Origin of the sequence: Saccharothrix sp. NRRL B-16348, from assembly GCF_001280085.1 — a bacterium.
In the GTDB taxonomy this organism is placed as follows: domain Bacteria; phylum Actinomycetota; class Actinomycetes; order Mycobacteriales; family Pseudonocardiaceae; genus Actinosynnema.
In genome coordinates this window covers 43201-60147 of record NZ_LGED01000196.1, presented here as the reverse complement: position 1 = coordinate 60147, position 16947 = coordinate 43201, and the positions used below count along the sequence as shown (strand labels likewise).

Sequence of the window (16947 nt, the reverse complement as noted above, 5' to 3'; positions counted from 1 at the left end):
GCATTTCCACGAACGACGACGTCGGCCTGACGATCTTCGTGCGGGCTGCTCGATGGTCTAGGGTGCTGCCCGTTGACCTCGGGTCGAGGGGGCGGATTCGTGGACGGGTTCGAGCTGAGTCGTCGCACGTTCCTGGCCGGCGCCGGCGCCGGTCTGGCGGGGTTGGGTCTGCCGGGGGTGGCCTCGGGCAGCGGTTCGGCGGGCACGGTGGCGGTCCTCGGCGGCGGGGTCGCCGGGATGACGGCGGCGCACGAGCTGGCCGAGCGCGGGTTCTCCGTGACGGTCTACGAGCGGCGCGCCCTGGGCGGCAAGGCCCGCAGCATCCCGGTGCCCGGCACGGGCCAGGGCGCTCGGCGCGACCTGCCCGGCGAGCACGGTTTCCGCATCTTCTTCGGCTTCTACCAGGACCTGCCGGACACGCTGCGGCGGATCCCGTTCCCGGGCAACCCCAACGGCGTGCACGACAACCTGCTCCCCGCCTCCGAGTTCCTGGCGTCGTTCGCCGGCGGGCGGGAGGACCTGCGCATCCCGCTGACGCTCCCCGACGGCCTGGTGGGGCAGTTGACGCCGGACGTGCTGCTGCGCCAGGTGCGCGCCGTCGCCGAGACCGCCTTCCACCTGCCGCCGCACGAGGCGGCCGTCTTCGCCCAGCGCGTGCTGGTCTACCTCACCAGCTGCGAGGAACGCCGCCTCGGCCAGTGGGAGCACACGACCTGGCCGGACTTCCTGCGGGCGCGCGGGAAGTCCGAGGACTACCAGCGGATCTTCGTCTACGGGCCGACCCGCGCGCTCAGCGCGACCCGGACGGACAACGCCAGCGCGCACACCGCCGGCCTCATCATCGAGCAGATGGTGTTCAACCTCCTCGGGCGCGGCGGCGAAGGCCCGGTGGACCGGGTGCTGCACCTGCCGACGAACGAAGCCTGGATCGACCCGTGGGAGCGGCACCTGCGCGACCTCGGGGTCGAGTTCCGCCTCGGGTGGTCGGTCGAGGACCTGGCCGTGGACGGCGGGCGGATCTCGTCGGCGCGCACCCGCGACCCGGAGGGCAACGAGCAGACCGTCGAGGCCGACTACTACGTCTGCGCGCTGCCCGTGGACCACGCCCGGCACGTGTGGAACGCCGACCTCCTGGCCGCCGACCCGCGGCTGCGCGAGGCCGCGACGTTGGAGACGGAGTGGATGGTCGGCTTGATGCTCTACTTCGACCGGCCGACCCCGCTCGTGCACGGCCACGTGTACTACATCCACACGCCGTGGTCGCTCAGCTCGATCAGCCAGGCCGCGTTCTGGCCGGCGCGCGACTTCCCGGCCGACTACGGCGACGGCCGCGTCGCGGACTGCGTGTCCGTCATCATCTCGGACTGGGACGAGCCCGGCGTGCTCTTCGGCCGGCCCGCGAAGCAGCTGACCGAGCAGCAGATCGTGCAGGAGGTGCTGGCCCAGCTCAAGCAGCACCTCAACGACTCGGGCCGGACGGTGCTCGACGAGTCGTCCCTGGTCACCTGGTTCCTGGACCCCGCCCTGACCGGGCTCGGCGGGCCGAACCCCGGCAACGCCGACGAGCTCGTGGTGCAGCCGGTGGGTTCCTGGCGTCGCCGCCCGACCGCGCGCACCGCCGTGCCGAACCTCTTCCTCGCCGGCGACTACGTCCAGGCGCCGATCAACGGCGCCAGCATGGAAGGGGCGAACAGCGCCGCGCGCATGGCGGTCAACGCGCTGCTGGACGAAGCCGGGTCCGGCGCTCCCCGCGCGGTCGTGCGCCCGCTGTACCGGGCGCCCGAGTTCGAGCTGCTCAAGGCCCAGGACCAGGTGAACTACCGGCTCGGGCTGCCCAACGCGTTCGACGTGCTGACCCTGCCGGTGTGACGGGCGGGTCTCACCGGACCAGCGGCGCCGCCTTGACGCCGTCGAGGGTCGTGGTCCGCGACCGGTCGCCCGACTTCGCCCGCTCGGCCGACCCGGTGGCCGCCGCGGTCCGCCGGGTCCTGCGCGCCGGTGGCACGGGCACGGCGGGTTCTTCGGCGGGTGCTCCGGCAGGTTCGTCGGCGGCTTCTCCGGCGGGATCGTCGGCGCAGCCCGCCGGGCACCGCGACAGGTCCGCGCACCGCACCACCGGGCCGGTCGCCGAGAGCACCTGCAGGGTGCCGTCGGCACGCGTGGTCAGCGTGATCACGGCCAGGTCGGGCGCGGCGCCGGCGTCGGCACGTCGGGCGTGGTCCTTGGTGCGCCGGTGGAACGCGGTCACGGAGACGGAGCCGAACGCCGTCAACCACACCAGGCCCAAGAGGCAGTAGCCCCACGACGCCTGGTCGGTGAAGCCGGCGGTCGTGCCCGCCTGCATCGCGCCGAACGTCGGCACGAAGCGCACGATGCTCTGGTCGGACGACGGGTTGGTGACCGGGTTCTGCAGCATCACCTCGACCAGGCTGACCATGATGATCACGAACATGCCGGACAGCTCCGTGGACAGCACCAGGCCGAGCACGAACCCCAGGCCGCCGTAGGTCAGGCCGCTGATGAAGAGGCTGACCGCGATCAGCCACACCTGCCGGGGCTCCCAGTGCAGCGTCATGACGGCGGCGGCGTACACCGCGACCGCGCCGGAGACGAGCAGCAGCCCCGCCAGCTTCGCGAGCAGCATGGCCGACTTCGGGTAGCCGGCCAGCACGAGCCGCTGGTCGAACTCCCCGGACCGGCGCACCGCGGCGAACATCATGAACCCCACGATCAGCGTGACGGCGTTGATCGCGCCGGAGATCGTGATCAGCTCGTCCGCGGGCACCGACAGCGCCCGCCCGGCGACCTTCGAGTGGAAGTCGACCCTCCGGTCGGGCAGCACGGCCTTCACCAACCCGATCCACGCGGGGATGAAGAAGACCACCAGCGCCAGCGCCAGCCGGTTCCGCGCGTGCTGGGCGATGTCGAACACGACCGCCTTCGCCAACGCCGCCCGCCACGTCGTCCGGTCGTCCAGCGCTCCCCTGACCGCACCCAGCTTGGCCGACAGAGTTGTCCAGGCGGTCATCCGATTTCCCCCTCGTGGCGGATCTTTGGCTCGGCGGTGTCGCCCGCTCACCCGTTGCCGACGGGTGAGCCCAACGACGAGTCGATGTGGTCGGCCAGCTCGGCGGGCGACGGGTGCGCCCACACCTCCGCGGGGGTCAGGGCGACGTCCAGGTCGACGTGGAGCCTGCGGGTGAAGGCGACGGCGAGCAGCGAGTCCAGCCCGAGGTCGGTGAACTTCGCGTGCGCGGCGACCGCGGACGGTTGCGTGCCGAGCAGCGCGGCGAGGGTGTGCACCACCGCGTCGCGCACCATCCGCTCCCGCGCCGGTCCCGGTTGCTCGTTGCGCAGGTCGAGGGCGGACGTCGGGTCGCGGCGCGCGGCCTCACCGGTGCGCAGGTCGGCCAGGAGCGGGCTGTCCAACGCGTGCGGGAACGCGCGGAACAGCACTTCCGGCTGGTAGTCGAAGACGCCGGTGTTCACCCGCTGGTGCCGCAGGAGCGCGGTCAGCGCGACGAACCCGTCCGCGGTGGAGAGGGTGTCGAACCCGCGTGCGGCGAAGTCCGTCGCCCGGCCCGCCTCGCCCCAGGCGCCCCAGTCCACCGAGAGGGTGGGCAGCCCCCGGTCGTGCCGCCACCGGGCGAACGCGTCCACCCACGAGCCGGCCGTGGCGTAGTTCGCCTGCCCGACGTTGCCCAGCATCGACGACATGGACGAGAAGACGGCGAACCAGTCCAGCGGGAGGCCGTCGGTCGCGTGGTGCAGGTTCAGCAGGCCGGTGACCTTCGGGTGCCACGCGCGGGCCAGCTTCTCGTCGGTCATCGCGCTCAGCGGCGCGTCGTCCAGCACCACGGCGGTGTGCAGGACGCCGCGCAGGCCCTCCCCCGCCGCCGCGACCAGGCGCCGGGCCGTTCCGGGGTCGGCCACGTCGCCGCGCACCACCTCCACCCCGCACCCGGTGGCCTGGATCGCGGCCAGCACGGCGCCCGCGTCGGGAGCGAGGTCGCCGCGACCGCCGAGCACGACGCGGCCGGCGCCGGCGTCGGCCAACCAGCGGGCCGCCTCCAGGCCGAGGCCACGCGTGCCGCCCGTGACGATGTAGGCGGCTCCGGCGCGCACCACGTGCTCGGGTGTGGGCGCCTGCACGCGGATCCGCTGTCCGACCGGCGGGAACGAGAGGGCGACGCGGCCGATGAGGTCGCCGGAAGCCAGCTGCTTGAACGCCTCCGCCGCCTCGGTCAGCGGCACGACCGCGCTCGGCAGCAGGGGCAGCCTGCCCGCCGCCAGTTCGGCCAGCACCCGCAGCATCGCCGTGCGGAACACGACCGGCTGCTCGTTGGCGGTGAGCACCAGGTCCAGGGCGGTGAAGGTGTTGCCGTGCCGGAACTTGCCGAGGTCGACGCGCGCCCCGTCGTACAGGTCGCGCTTGCCGATCTCGATGAAGCGCCCGCCCGGCGCGAGCAGGTCGAGCGACGCGCGCATGGCGGCGCCGGACAGCGAGTTGAGGACGACGTCGACACCGCGCCCGCCGGTCGCCTCCAGCACCTGCTCCGCGAAGTCCAGGCCCCGTGAGTCGAACACGTGCTCCACACCGTGCTCGCGCAGGTGGCGGCGTTTCGCCTCGGTGCCCGCGGTGCCGATGACCTCCGCGCCGAGCAGCCGGGCGACCGCGATCGCGGCGAGCCCGGTGCCGCCGGCGGCGGAGTGCACCAGCACCGTCTCGCCCGCCCGCAGCCGCGCGAGGTCGTGCAACGAGTGCCACGCGGTGATGTAGGTCAGCACGGACGGGACGATGTCGACGGGGTCGAAGCCGTCGGGGATGCGGGCGGTCAGGTCGGCCCTGGTCAGGCAGTGCGACGCCATCGAACCGCGGCCGTCCGTGATCACGGTGGTGACCAGGTCGCCGGGCTTCAGGTCGGCCACGCCGTCGCCGACCGCCAGCACCACGCCGGCGGCGTCCGAGCCGAGGGCGGGCAGCGTGCCGTCGTCGGTCGGGTAGATGCCGAGGGCGACCAGGATCTCGCGGAAGTGCACGGTGCACGCCGCCGGGCGCAGCAGCACCTGCCCCGGTCCGGGCACGGGCGGCGGCGCGTCGGTCGCGACCAGCCGCAGCAGGTCGAGGCCGCCGTCCTCGTCGGGGCGCAGGACGAACTCGTCCACGCCGACGACCGCGTCGACCTCGCGGGTGGTCCGCGGTGGTCGGGCGGCCAGCGGCGCGCGCGCCATCCTGGCCACGTGGCGCTGCCCGGCCCGCCAGGCGACCTCCGTCTCGGGCGTGCCCGCGGTCAGCTCGGCCACGACGTCGGCCAGGTCCTCGGCCGTGCCGGTGTCGCCGTCGACCCAGCTCACGGCGGACTGGGGTTGTTCGACCGCGGCCACCCGCAGCAGCCCGCGCAACGCGCACACGCCGGGGTCGACCGGGTCGCCGTCGAGGACCGGGCGCGCGTTCCGGCTGACCAGCCACAACCGCGGCGGCGAGTCGTGCGCGCCGTGCTCGCGCACCAGCGCGGTCACCTTCGTCACCCGGTCCAGGTCGTCGAGGTCGCCGGTGGCGCACCAGACGACCGCGGCGGCGTCCGGGTCGGGGACGGTCGAGGTGTCGCGGTGGACCTCGGCCCGCGCCCCCGCCTCGGACAGCGCGGTCGCGACCCGTTCGGCGACGCCGTCGTCGTCGCCCGGCTCCTCGACCACGACCCAGCGGCCGGTCGGCGTGGTCGGCTGGTCCGGGAGGGGCAGCGGTCGCCAGGAGACCTCGAACAGCCTCGCGTTGAGCCGCGACCGGTCGGCCGCGGCCCGGGTGTTGCGGACGACGTCGACGTCCTCGATCGCGCCGACCCACTCCCCCGCGTCGTCGTAGAGGTCGGCGCGGCCGGTCGCGGACGTGCCGTCGCGGCGCACCTCGGCGCGGACCCACGTGATGCGGCCGGGGTCGGCAGGCAGCACGATCTCGCCGATCCGCGTGGGCACCCACGGCCCGTCCCCGTCGTCGTCGGCGGGATCCCCACCGCGGACCAGGCAGGCGGCCACCGACAGCACGCACCCGTCGAACAGCACCGGGTGCACGCGGGGCGCACCGGTGCGGATCTCCGCCTCGCCGGGCACGGCGAGCCGGGTGATCCCGTCGTCGGTGGTGGCGGTGATCGAGTGGAACGCCGGGCCGGTCTCCAGGCCGATCCGGCGGAACGCCGCGTACAGGTCGTCGGGCGCCGCGGGGTTCTCGGGCGGGCACAACGCCGGGTGGACGTCGACCGGCCCCTCGCACCAGGTCGCCGTCGCCGCGGCCACCCGGTCCCACCCGCCACCGGTGTGCTGGACGACCTCGACCTCCACCCGGCGACCGGTCCGGGTGGCCGCCACCTGCAACGGCACGGATGCCGCCGACGGCAGCACGCGCTCGAACCGCACGTCGGTCAGCCGGATCTCGTCCGGGGCGCAGTCCAGCACGGCGGCGGAGACGGCCAGGACCAGTTCGACGTGCGCCGCGCCGGGCACCAGGGGGATGCCGCGCAAGGTGTGCTGGGCCAGCCACTCGACGCGGTCCGTGCCGAGGTCGGCGGTCCACACGTGCCGCGTGCCGTCCTCGGCCTCCGGGTCCGGCACGGCCGACCGCTCGCCGAGCCACATGTGCGCCGCCGCGCCCCGCGACCCGTGCTCGTGGTCCTGCCAGTGCCGGGAGCGGTCGAAAGCCGTGGGCGGCAACGTGATCCGCTCGCCGCCGCCGTTGACCGCGACCAGGTCCACCGCCACGCCGGCCACGTGCAGCGCGGCGGCGGCCCGGCACACCGACTCGCGCCCGTCCCCGTCCCGCGTCAGGGAAGCCGCCGTCACCACCGGCACGCCCATCGCCAGCGCGGTCTCCTCCACCGCCTGCGTCAGCAGCGGGTGCGGCGACAGTTCCAGGAACACCCGGTGCCCGTCCTCGACCAGCGCCCGGCAGGCCCGGTCGAAGCGGACCGGCGCACGCAGGTTCCGCGCCCAGTAAGCGCTGTCGAACACCACCCGCTCCCGCGGGTCGACCGCGGTCGAGTAGAACGGCGTCGTCGCCGGGTTCCCCGACAACCACGACGTGCGGGCGGCGATCTCCGCCAGGATCGGCTCGACCTGCGGCGAGTGCGCGGCCACCACCACGGCGATCCGCTTGCAGAACACCCCTCGGTCCTGCCAGCGGCGCAGCAGTTCCGCGACGGCCGGTCCGTCGCCCGCGACGACGGTCGACGCGGGTGCGGTCACCACCGCGACCGACACGCCCGCGGTGTCGGCGATCTCGGCCTCGACCTGCTCGACGGGCAGCGCGACCACGGCCATGCAGCCACCCGCGACCCTTTGGAGCAACGACGAACGGGCGAGCGTGACGCGCAAGCCCTCCTCCGGGGTCAGCATCCCCGCCGCCACCGCCGCGGCGGCCTCGCCCATCGAGTGGCCCACCACCGCGGCCGGGCGCACACCCCGGTCCCGCCACAGCTCCGCCAGCGCCGTCTGCACCGTGAAGACGACCGGCTGGACCACGTCCATCCGCTCCAGGGGCTCGCCCTCGGCCAGCAGCCGCCGCACCGGGACACCCTCCGCCGCGGCCACCGCGTCGAGCCGGTCGACCATGCGGGTGAACGCGGGCTCCCGGTCCAACAGGTCGCGGGCCATGCCGGGCCACTGCGACCCGTGCCCGGAGAACACCCACACCGGCATGCCGGGATCCCCCGTCGGCCCGGTGACGACGGCGGGGTGGCGCCGACCCTCGGCCACCGCGCGCAGGCCGTCCACCAGGCCTGCCCGGTCGGACGCCACCACGCAGGCGCGCGTGGGGAAGTGGCTGCGGTGCGCGGCGAGCGTGTGCGCGACGTCCGGCAAGGGTGCGGGCGTGGCGTCCACGTGCTCGGCGAGGCGGCGTGCCGTGGCGGCCAGCCCGCCCGGCGAGGCACCCGACACCGGGCACACCACCGCCCGGTCGAGCCGAGCCCGCGGGCGGCGGGTCGGTGCCGGCGCGGGCGGCGCCTGTTCGACGATGGCGTGCGCGTTCGCCCCCGTGACGCCGAACGCCGACACCCCGGCACGGCGAGGTCGCCCGGGGCTGTCCCAGGCGGTGGTGGCGGTGGGCACGACGAACCGGGTGCCGTCCGCGTCGATCTCGGGGTTCCACCGGGTGAAGTGGAGGTTCGCCGGGATGGTCCCGTGCCGCACCGCCAGCGCGGCCTTGATGAGCCCGAGCACGCCCGCCGCGCTCTCCGGGTGGCCGATGTTGGTCTTGAGCGAGCCCAACGCGCAGGGACCGCCGGTCTTGCCGTACGCGTCGGACAGCGCGCCGAACTCGATCGGGTCACCCACCGGAGTGCCGGTGCCGTGCGCCTCCACGTAGCCGATGTCCTCGGGGGTGACGCCCGCCGCGCGCATCGCCGCCCGGATGACGGCGTGCTGCGCGCCGCGCGACGGTTGGGTGATGCCCTGCATCCGCCCGGCGTGGTTGATCGCCGTGCCCGCGATCACGGCCAGCACGCGGTCACCGTCCCGCCGCGCGTCGGCCAGCCGCTTCAACGCCACCATCCCGCAGCCCTCGCCGCGCACGAAGCCGTCCGCGCTCGCGTCGAAGGCCGCGCACCGCCCGCGTGAGGACAACGCGCCGGCGCGGGCGAACCCGATCAGGCCGGCCCACTCCAGCTGCACGGTCGCGCCGCCCGCCAGCGCGAGGTCGGACTCGCCGCTGTGCAGCGAACGGCACGCCAAGTGCACCGCGACCAGCGAGGAGGCGCAGGCGCCGTCCACCGCCAGCGACGGCCCGTTGACGTCGAGGATGTAGGAGATCCGGCCCGGCGCGCCCGAGGTGACCGCCGAGATGCCGTGGTAGACGTTGAAGTCCGCCAGCGTGAACCGCTTGGCGTAGTCGGCGCCGGAGATGCCGATGAACAGGCCGGTGCGGGAACCCGCCAGCGACCGCGGCGGCACACCGGCGTCCTCCAACGCCTCCCACGCGGTCTCCATCAGCAGCCGGTGCTGGGGGTCGACGCTGGGCGCGTCCCGGACGGGCACGCCGAAGAAACCCGGGTCGAACAGGTCGATGCCGTCGAGGAACGAGCCGCTGCGCAGGGCGGCCGGGTCCGCGAGGTCGGCGGGGACCACCCGCTCGTCCTCCGACCACCGGCGGCCCGGGTCGGAACCGGCCACGACGTCGCGCCGGTCCAGCAGGAGCTGCCACAGCTCGTCCGTCGAGGTGACGCCGCCGGGGGTCCGGCACGCGGCGCCGATGATCGCCACCGGCGTCTGCCGCCCGGCGTCCGGGTTGTCTTCGTCCATGCTGGGATCCCTCCTGCGTTGCCGGTCACCGGCTGGGTTTCGCTCGTCCGGGTCGGGCGCGACCTCCCGGAGGACTCAGGTGAACAAGCCGACCGCCTTGAGCGCCACGCGGGCGACCGGCGTGCCGAGCAGCGCCGGGATCGTGGTGTCGCCGCCGAGGTACGAGTCGACCCTGCGCCACACCGGTGGCACGGCGGTCAGCGCGGTGTGGACGATCCCGGGACGACGGGTGAAGACGTCCATGACCTTGCGCGAGGCGCGCATCTCGGCGCCCAGGGTGGAGAGCACCGCGGCGGTGTAGGTGTCGCGCGCCCGCCCCAGGTCCACGGGGTGCACCACGCGTGCGATCGCCGCGGCCGCCTCGCCCGCCCACGCGCCCGAGCGCAGCGCGAAGGAGATGCCCTCCCTCGACCACGGGTCGCACAGCCCGGCGGCGTCGCCCGCCACGACCGTGCGACCGCGGGCCAGCGGCGAGTCGGGGCGGCGGCACTTCGTCAGGTGGCCGGTGTCGTGCAGCGGTGTCAGGTGCGCCAAGCCGTGGCGTTCCAGGAACTCCCGCATGTACGCCCTCGTGGCGTCGCCCTGCCCGCGTGCGGCGACCACACCGGCCGTGCAGAGGTCGTCCTTGGGGAAGACCCACCCGAACGAGCCGGGCAGCGGTCCCCACTCCATCAGCATGCGGCCACGCCACTTCGCCGCGTCGCGCGGGTCGACCGGGACCTCGACCTCCAGCGCCAGGTCCACCTGTTCGCACGACACGCCGATGTGCCGGCTCACCCGCCCGGCGGTGCCGTCGGCGCCCACCACCGCCCGCGCGCGGATCCGTTCGCCGTCGGCGGTGCGCACGACGACCTCGCCGGCGCCGTCCTCCAACCCCGCCACGGTGGTCCGGTCGCGCACCTCGGCGCCTGCTTCGGCGGCCACTTTGGTGAGCGCGGCGTCCAGCTCGTCGCGGAACACCATCTTGCACCGCACCTCCGTGGTGGAGCTGACGGTGCGTTCGCGCTGCCCCCTCAACCCGAAGGTGACCGAGTCGATCTCGTCGCGGACCGTGACGCCGAGTCCCGGGGGCAGGTGCGCCTGCGCGCACCCGATCAGCCCGCCGCCGCACGTCTTGTACCGCGGCACGGCGGCGCGTTCGAGCAGCAGCACGCCACACCCCGCTTCGGCCGCCACCCGCGCCGCCGTCGCACCGGCCGGACCGGCGCCGACGACCACCACGTCCCACAGCTTCCCGTTGCCGCCGAACCGATCCGTTGACATCCGATCTCCGTTCGTGGACGAGGGGTCGGACGCGGCTGCGCGCCCTGCGGGGACGGTGATCGCCCCGAACGTAACAACGGAATCGAGGCGGACGCAGGGCGACGGACGCGATTGGGCCCGCACGGGTCACCGGGTCGCCCTGTCCGGGACCGCGCCAGTCACCATGGGTGATAAGGAAAGCGCGACACTTCCTACCGGACAGCCCGATCGCGGCAACTCGCCCACCCACGCGTCGTCGGCGCCGATCCGGCGAGCGTCCACCCTGGACGGACCTATCATCGGACGGGCGACGGTCGAGCGCTGCCCGACCAGGTGTATCGACTGCGCCAAACCACACTGACGTGGATCGCGTGTCACGCGGCGAGCACGGAGGGACGACCGCGATCGGTCGGCGCGGCGTTACACGAGCCGGCGTGGCGTTCGTCTCAGGATTGCGCCTTTGCGCGGGTGGATCATGCCGGTAGCGTCCGGCGGGGCCGCCTTCGGCCGTGCTCCGAAACCTCCCGACCATCGCCGAAGGCGCTTGCCCCAGGCCGTTTTCCAGGAGAGCACCACGTGGTCCTGTCCCTGCTGAAGCAGCCCGGGAAGCTCCTCGCCGTCGTCTCGCTCATGCGGGAGGCCAAGCGGCGCGGGGTCGAGTTCGACGACCTGCCCGACGAGGTGGTCGCGGCACGTCTCTCGGGACGGGTCGACGTCACCCGTTGGGGTCTGGTGCCCGACGTCGAGGTGGTCGTGCGGGGACCGGTCGACGCCGAGTTGGACGCCGCGTGCGCCGCGGCCGCCGAGGGCGGTTGGGAGCCCGGCGCGCGGCTGCTGTCGGCCACGCGGGGCGACTGGGAGCGCCGCGAGCAGGTCGTGCGGGCGCTGGCCGACCGCGCCGTCAAGAACGGCGCCTTCCTCCAGGAGTGGCACGACGCCGATCCGTCGAACGGTGATCTCGCCGTGCTGCACGCGCAGTCCTTGCTGCACCTGGCGTGGGAGGCGCGCGGCGCGGCACGCGCCGCGCAGACCGGCCCCGCCCAGTTCGCGGCGTTCCACCGCCTGCTGACCAAGGCGCAGGTCGCGGCACACCGGGCGGCGGAGGCGCTGCCCGAGGACCCCACGCCGTGGACGACGCTCGCGACGCTGGCCCGCGGCCTGTCCTACGACCACGACCGGTTCGGCCGGGTGTGGGACGAGTTGTGCGCACGGGAGCCGCACCACCGGCACGGCCACGTGCAGGCCCTGCAGTACTGGTGCCGCAAGTGGCGCGGGTCGCACGAGCTGATGTGCGACTTCGCCACGCGCGCGGCGAACGCGTCGCCGGCCCTGGCCGCGCTGCCGATCCTGGCCGCCCTCGAAGGCGTCGAGGACGACCCGAAGGTGTGGCGCTCACCGATGGTGCGCGACGCGCTGGACGTCCTGCTGCCCCGCCTGGCCGGTGAAGGTGCCGCCACGAAGGCGCAGCGCTCCGACCGCGGCCTCGCCATCGCCGCCCTGATGATGGCCGAGCGCCACGACGAAGCCGTCGACCAGTTCCGCGTCCTCGGCCCGCACGCGGACGGCGAACCGTGGCAGAACTACTTCCCCAACCCCCGCCTCGGCTTCCTCCAGACCCGCATCGAGGCGTGCAAGGGCGCGCGCAAGCCTTCCTGAGGCGGGCTCAGGCGGCGGAGTCCGCGGTCGTGATGGTGAGCTGGTCGTCGCCCGCGTCGACGCGCACGCGCGTGCCGGGCGTGACGCTCCCGTCGAGCAGCATGCGGGAGAGCCGGTTGTCGACCTGCTGCTGGATCGTGCGCCGCAGCGGTCGTGCGCCGAACTCCGGCTGGTGGCCGCGGCGGGCCAGCCACGCGACGGCGTCGGAGGTGACGTCGAGCTCGATGTTCTGGGCGTGGGCACGGCGCTTGGTGTGCTCCAGCATGAGTTCGGTGATGCGGTGGAGCTGCTGCTCCGCCAACCGCCGGAAGACGATGATCTCGTCGATGCGGTTGAGGAACTCCGGCCGGAACGTCTCGCGCAGCCGGCGCATCAGCCGCTCCCGCAACGGCTGCTCGGTGTCGCGCTCGTCGACCGGGGTGAACCCGAGCGCGCCCTGGGTGCTCGACGTGACGAGGTCGGAGCCGATGTTGCTGGTCATGATGACCACGGTGTTGGTGAAGTCGACCGTGCGGCCCCTGGCGTCGGTCAGCCTGCCGTCGTCGAGGACCTGAAGCAGGATGTTGAACACGTCCGGGTGCGCCTTCTCGATCTCGTCGAGCAGCACCACGGAGTAGGGGCGGCGGCGGACCGCCTCGGTGAGCTGACCGGCCTCCTCGTGGCCGACGTACCCCGGCGGCGCGCCGACGAGCCTGCTGACCGTGTGCCGCTCGCCGTACTCGCTCATGTCGAGGCGGATCATGTTGCTCTCGTGGCCGAACAGCGCTTCGGCCAACGTGCGCGCCAGCTCCGTCTTGCCCACGCCGGTGGGTCCGAGGAACAGAAAGCTGCCCGAGGGCCGGTCCGGCTCCGCCAGCCCGGTCCGGGAGCGGCGCACCGCCTCGGCCACCGCCTGCACCGCCTCGTCCTGGCCGACGACCCGGCCGTGCAGGTGTTCCTCCAGGCGCAGCAGCCGCTCGCGCTCCTCCTCGGCCAGCCGGCTGACGGGCACGCCGGTGAGCCGTGCGACGACCTCGGCGATGTCCTCGGCGGTCACCTCGGGCACGTCGGGCGAGTGGCCGTCGGAACGGGCCAGGTCGACGTCGCGGCGCAGCTGGCCGATGGCGTCGCGCAGCCGGGCGGCCCGCTCGTAGTCCTCCTCGCCGACCGCCTGGTCCCGGTCGCGCATGAGCTGGTCCAGCTCGTTCCGGAGGTCGCGCACCTTGGCCGGGCCGCGCCCCGCGCGCAGCCGCACCCGCGCGCCCGCCTGGTCGATCAGGTCGATGGCCTTGTCCGGCAGGAACCGGTCGGCGACGTACCGGTCGCTCAACGTCGCCGCGGCGTCCAGCGCCTCGTCGGTGAACCGGATCTGGTGGTGCGCCTCGTAGCGGTCGCGCAGGCCGTGCAGGATCGAGACGGTGTCCTCGACGCTGGGCTCGGGCACCAGGATGGGCTGGAAGCGGCGCTCCAGGGCCGGGTCGGTCTCGATGTCGCGGCGGTACTCGTCCAGCGTGGTCGCGCCGACGATGTGCAGCTCGCCGCGCGCCAGCGGGGGTTTGAGCATGTTCCCCGCACCCATCGCGCCCTCCGCGGAGCCCGCGCCGACCACGGTGTGCAGCTCGTCGATGAACACGATCAGCTCGTCCTGGTTGGTCCGGATCTCGTCCAGCAGCCGGGTCATGCGCTCCTCGAAGTCACCGCGGTAGCGCGTGCCCGCCACCATCGCGGGCAGGTCCAGCTGGACCACGCGGCGGCGGGCCAGGTTGTCGGGCACGTCGCCGGCGGCGATGCGCAGCGCCAGACCCTCCACGATCGCGGTCTTGCCGACACCGGCCTCGCCGATCAGCACCGGGTTGTTCTTCGTCCGGCGGGACAGCACCTCGATGGTCTGCTCGATCTCCCCGTCGCGCCCGATCACCGGGTCGAGGCTGCCCGAGCGGGCCAGCTCGGTCAGGTCGTTGCCGAACTGCTCCAACGTCGCCGTGGTCGACTTCGCCGCGCCCGCCGGGCGGGCCCCGCCGCGGTCACGCGCGGGCTCGTCCCGCCCCGCCAGCGTCTCCGGCGTCACCCGCGCCTCGCGCAGCATCCGGCCCGCGCCGGACTCCGGGTTGGCCGCCAGCGCCAGGAGCAGGTGCTCCGGCCCGATGTACGACGAGCCGAGGCCCCGCGAGACCTGGTGGGCGTCGAGCAGGGCGCGCTTGGCGGCCGGCGTCAGCCGCACCTGGCCCGGACGCGGCTCGCCGACCTCGGACTGCCGCTCGATCCGGCCGGCCAGCTCGTCCGGGTCGGCGCCGGCGCGCTCCAGGAGGGCTCTCGTGATGGTCTGCCGGGTGGCCGCCCACAGCAGTTGCTCGGTGTCCACGTCGGCGCGCCCCCACTCGCCGGTCTGCCTGACGGCGTCGGACACCAGGTCCCTGGCCTGGTCGCTCATCAGGCTGGTGATGTCGACCGGGTAGGAGCGGCGCCCCATCGGCCCGGCGCCGAAGAACTGCGCCAGGAAGTCGTCGAACGAACTCCTGCCCGGACCGGCGGGCCCGAAAAAGCCGGTCATCGCGCTCCCTCCGGCGAACGGCTCGTTCCTGGGGGCTTGCCGGCGTTCCGGGGAGGCAAACGTCCCGCAGGTCGCCCGTGTGGGTGGCACTCCGCTCCGGCTAGGGCGCGTTAAAGGGCGAGGTTGCCGGCGGCGTGTCGTTGGCCCCGGACGTGGCGAGGTCTCTGATAGACGGGTTGACGACCAAGAAAACCCGCATCACCGGAGCAGAGCCAACCGCGCCCACCTGCGCCGACGCGGGATCAAAGCCACCATCGCCCAACCACGTGACCAGGTCGCCCACCGCAAGGCCAAAGGCGCCCACGGCGGACGGCGACCCGCGTTCGACACCGAGGTCCACAAACAGCGCCACGCCGTCGAATGCGGCATCAACCTGCTCAGGCCGTGGCCACTTGGTACGACAAGCTCGCCGTCCGCTACCAGGCCACCGTCCACGTCGCCGCCATCAACATCTGGCTACGCCACAGCTGAAACACGCGCTAGTCCCAAGGAGTGTGGTTGAGCCGTAGCCACCGGTATCCCCGGCCGCGCACCTCCAGTGACAGCAGGTCGATGTCCTCGGGGTACTCGCCGTCGGCGGCCACCGACAGCGGCCGGTGCGCCTCGCCGGGTAGGGGCGGCACCTGTAACCGCAGGTCACGCTCGCCGAAGTTGTGCACGAACAGCACCACGCCGTGCTCACCGCGCGCGATGTGCGCCAGCACGTCCCGCTCGCCCACGTCGACGACCTCGTGGTCGCCGACGCCGATCTCCTCGCACTCGCGGCGCGTGTGGAGGATCCGCTCGAACCAGGTCAGCAGGCTGTCCGGGTCGCGGCGCTGGTCGAGCACGTTGACCAGTTGGTGGCGGTAGGGGCCGTCGGCGATGACCGGCGCGATCAGGCGTTCCGGCGGCGCGGTGGAGAAGCCGGCGTTGCGGGTGTCGGTCCACTGCATGGGCGTGCGGACCGAGTCGCGCTCGGGCAGCGCGAGGTCCTCGCCCATGCCGATCTCGTCGCCGTACCGGATGACCGGCGTGCCCGGCATGGACAGCAGCAGGCTGTAGGCCAGCTCGATCCGACGCCGGTCGCCGCACAGCATCGACGCCATCCGGCGCCGGATGCCGCGCTCGTACACCCGCATGTCCGGTTCCGGGCCGAACTCGCGGAACACGTCCTCCCGCTCCTCCGGGGTGAGCGCGGACAGGTCGACCTCGTCGTGGTTGCGCAGGAACGTCGCCCACTGCCCTTCCTTCGGCAGGCTGGGCAACGTGGCCAGCACGTCCCGGATCGGCGTGGCGTCGTGGCGGGCGAGCGCGAGCATCATGGCCTGGTTGAGGCGGAAGGCGAACAGCATCATCATCCGGCTCGCCTCGCCGTCGGCGTCGCCGAAGTAGTCGAGCAACCGCTCGGTCTCCACGTTCGCCTCGGCGAGCAGCACGGCGTCCCGGCTGCGCCAGGACACGACCCGGTGCATCCCGCCGAGCAGCTCGTAATCCGGCTCCGGCGGCGCCGAGCGGGACTCGATGACGAACGGGGTGGCGTCCACCCGGAACCCGGCCACCCCTAGACGCAGCCAGAAGCCCATGATCTTGCAGAACTCGTCGCGCACCGCCGGGTGGTCGGTGTTCAGGTCCGGCTCCCAGGAGTAGAACCGGTGCCGGTACCACCGGCCGGCCTCCTCCTGATAGGTCCAAGTGGCGTCCTCCGAGCCCGGGAACACCGCGCCGTCCCACCGGTCCGCGGGCTCGGCGTCCGACCACACGTACCAGTCCCGGTACGGCGAGTCACGGTCGGCGCACGCGGAGCGGAACCACGGATGCCGGTCGCTGGTGTGGTTGAGCACCAGGTCGATCATGATCCGGATGCCGCGCTCGTCGGCTTGGTGCAGCAGGTCCGCGAAGTCGCCGAGGGTGCCGAACCTCGGGTCGACCCCGTAGTGGTCGACGACGTCGTACCCGCCGTCCCGCCGCGGCGACGGGTGCAACGGGTTGAGCCAGACGGTGTCCACACCCAATCGGGACAGGTAGTTGAGCCGGCTCGCCAACCCCGGCAGGTCGCCGACGCCGTCCCCGTCGGAGTCCTGGAACGTCGAGACGTCGGCGGAGTAGATGATCCCGTTGCGGTACCAGCGTTCGACCATCCCGTTCAACCACATCTCTGCCGGCGGTGCGCCACGTGCTCCTCCTCGGGTCGGTGCCCGTAGGTACCCCCGCCCGGGCCGACCTATGCACGAGGCGCCGCGGGTGCGGAC

At 73.6% G+C, this 16947-nt stretch carries 8 protein-coding genes; 2 read left to right on the top strand and 6 right to left on the bottom strand.

Annotated elements, in window-relative coordinates; genetic code table 11:
• Positions 1-99: 99 nt before the first annotated feature.
• On the top strand, positions 100-1869 hold the full coding sequence (locus ADK67_RS19350) for a hydroxysqualene dehydroxylase (RefSeq protein WP_053717850.1): 1770 nt from the start codon (positions 100-102) through the stop codon (positions 1867-1869).
• A gap of 10 nt (positions 1870-1879) precedes the next feature.
• On the opposite strand, the gene ADK67_RS19345 is transcribed toward ADK67_RS19350, so the two are convergent.
• The 3 genes from ADK67_RS19345 to ADK67_RS19335 all read right to left on the bottom strand — a co-directional run bounded on the left by ADK67_RS19345 (position 1880) and on the right by ADK67_RS19335 (position 10551).
• The gene (locus ADK67_RS19345) at positions 1880-3028 is read right to left on the bottom strand and encodes a hypothetical protein (protein WP_053717849.1); all 1149 of its coding nucleotides are present in this window, start codon (positions 3026-3028) and stop codon (positions 1880-1882) included.
• Between the two features lie 47 nt (positions 3029-3075).
• The gene (locus ADK67_RS19340; RefSeq protein ID WP_053717848.1) at positions 3076-9288 is read right to left on the bottom strand and encodes a type I polyketide synthase; all 6213 of its coding nucleotides are present in this window, start codon (positions 9286-9288) and stop codon (positions 3076-3078) included.
• A 75-nt stretch (positions 9289-9363) separates the two neighbouring features.
• On the bottom strand, positions 9364-10551 hold the full coding sequence (locus ADK67_RS19335) for a geranylgeranyl reductase family protein (RefSeq protein ID WP_053717847.1): 1188 nt from the start codon (positions 10549-10551) through the stop codon (positions 9364-9366).
• A 555-nt stretch (positions 10552-11106) separates the two neighbouring features.
• On the opposite strand from ADK67_RS19335, the gene ADK67_RS19330 reads away from it, so the two are divergent.
• Positions 11107-12186, top strand: a complete 1080-nt coding sequence (locus ADK67_RS19330) for a hypothetical protein (RefSeq protein WP_053717846.1) — start codon at positions 11107-11109, stop codon at positions 12184-12186.
• A 7-nt stretch (positions 12187-12193) separates the two neighbouring features.
• On the opposite strand, the gene ADK67_RS19325 is transcribed toward ADK67_RS19330, so the two are convergent.
• The 3 genes from ADK67_RS19325 to ADK67_RS19320 all read right to left on the bottom strand — a co-directional run bounded on the left by ADK67_RS19325 (position 12194) and on the right by ADK67_RS19320 (position 16836).
• A complete protein-coding gene (locus tag ADK67_RS19325; protein ID WP_053717845.1) occupies positions 12194-14716 on the bottom strand; it encodes an ATP-dependent Clp protease ATP-binding subunit in 2523 nt (840 codons plus the stop codon).
• A 100-nt stretch (positions 14717-14816) separates the two neighbouring features.
• Entirely contained in the window at positions 14817-15068 is a 252-nt protein-coding gene (locus tag ADK67_RS49115) for a hypothetical protein (protein WP_082403592.1), read from the bottom strand.
• 127 nt (positions 15069-15195) lie between these two features.
• Positions 15196-16836 (bottom strand): alpha-amylase family protein, encoded by a 1641-nt coding sequence (locus ADK67_RS19320; RefSeq protein WP_053717944.1) that lies wholly within the window; start codon positions 16834-16836, stop codon positions 15196-15198.
• Positions 16837-16947: the final 111 nt, after the last annotated feature.

What these genes read in the sequence shown, in the direction of transcription:
- ADK67_RS19345 (WP_053717849.1), bottom strand. Translation starts at nt 3,028, where the DNA reads ATGACCGCCTGGACAACTCTGTCGGCCAAGCTGGGTGCGGTCAGGGGA.
- ADK67_RS19340 (WP_053717848.1), bottom strand. Translation starts at nt 9,288, where the DNA reads ATGGACGAAGACAACCCGGACGCCGGGCGGCAGACGCCGGTGGCGATC.
- ADK67_RS19335 (WP_053717847.1), bottom strand. Translation starts at nt 10,551, where the DNA reads ATGTCAACGGATCGGTTCGGCGGCAACGGGAAGCTGTGGGACGTGGTG.
- ADK67_RS19325 (WP_053717845.1), bottom strand. Translation starts at nt 14,716, where the DNA reads ATGACCGGCTTTTTCGGGCCCGCCGGTCCGGGCAGGAGTTCGTTCGAC.
- ADK67_RS19320 (WP_053717944.1), bottom strand. Translation starts at nt 16,836, where the DNA reads ATGGTCGAACGCTGGTACCGCAACGGGATCATCTACTCCGCCGACGTC.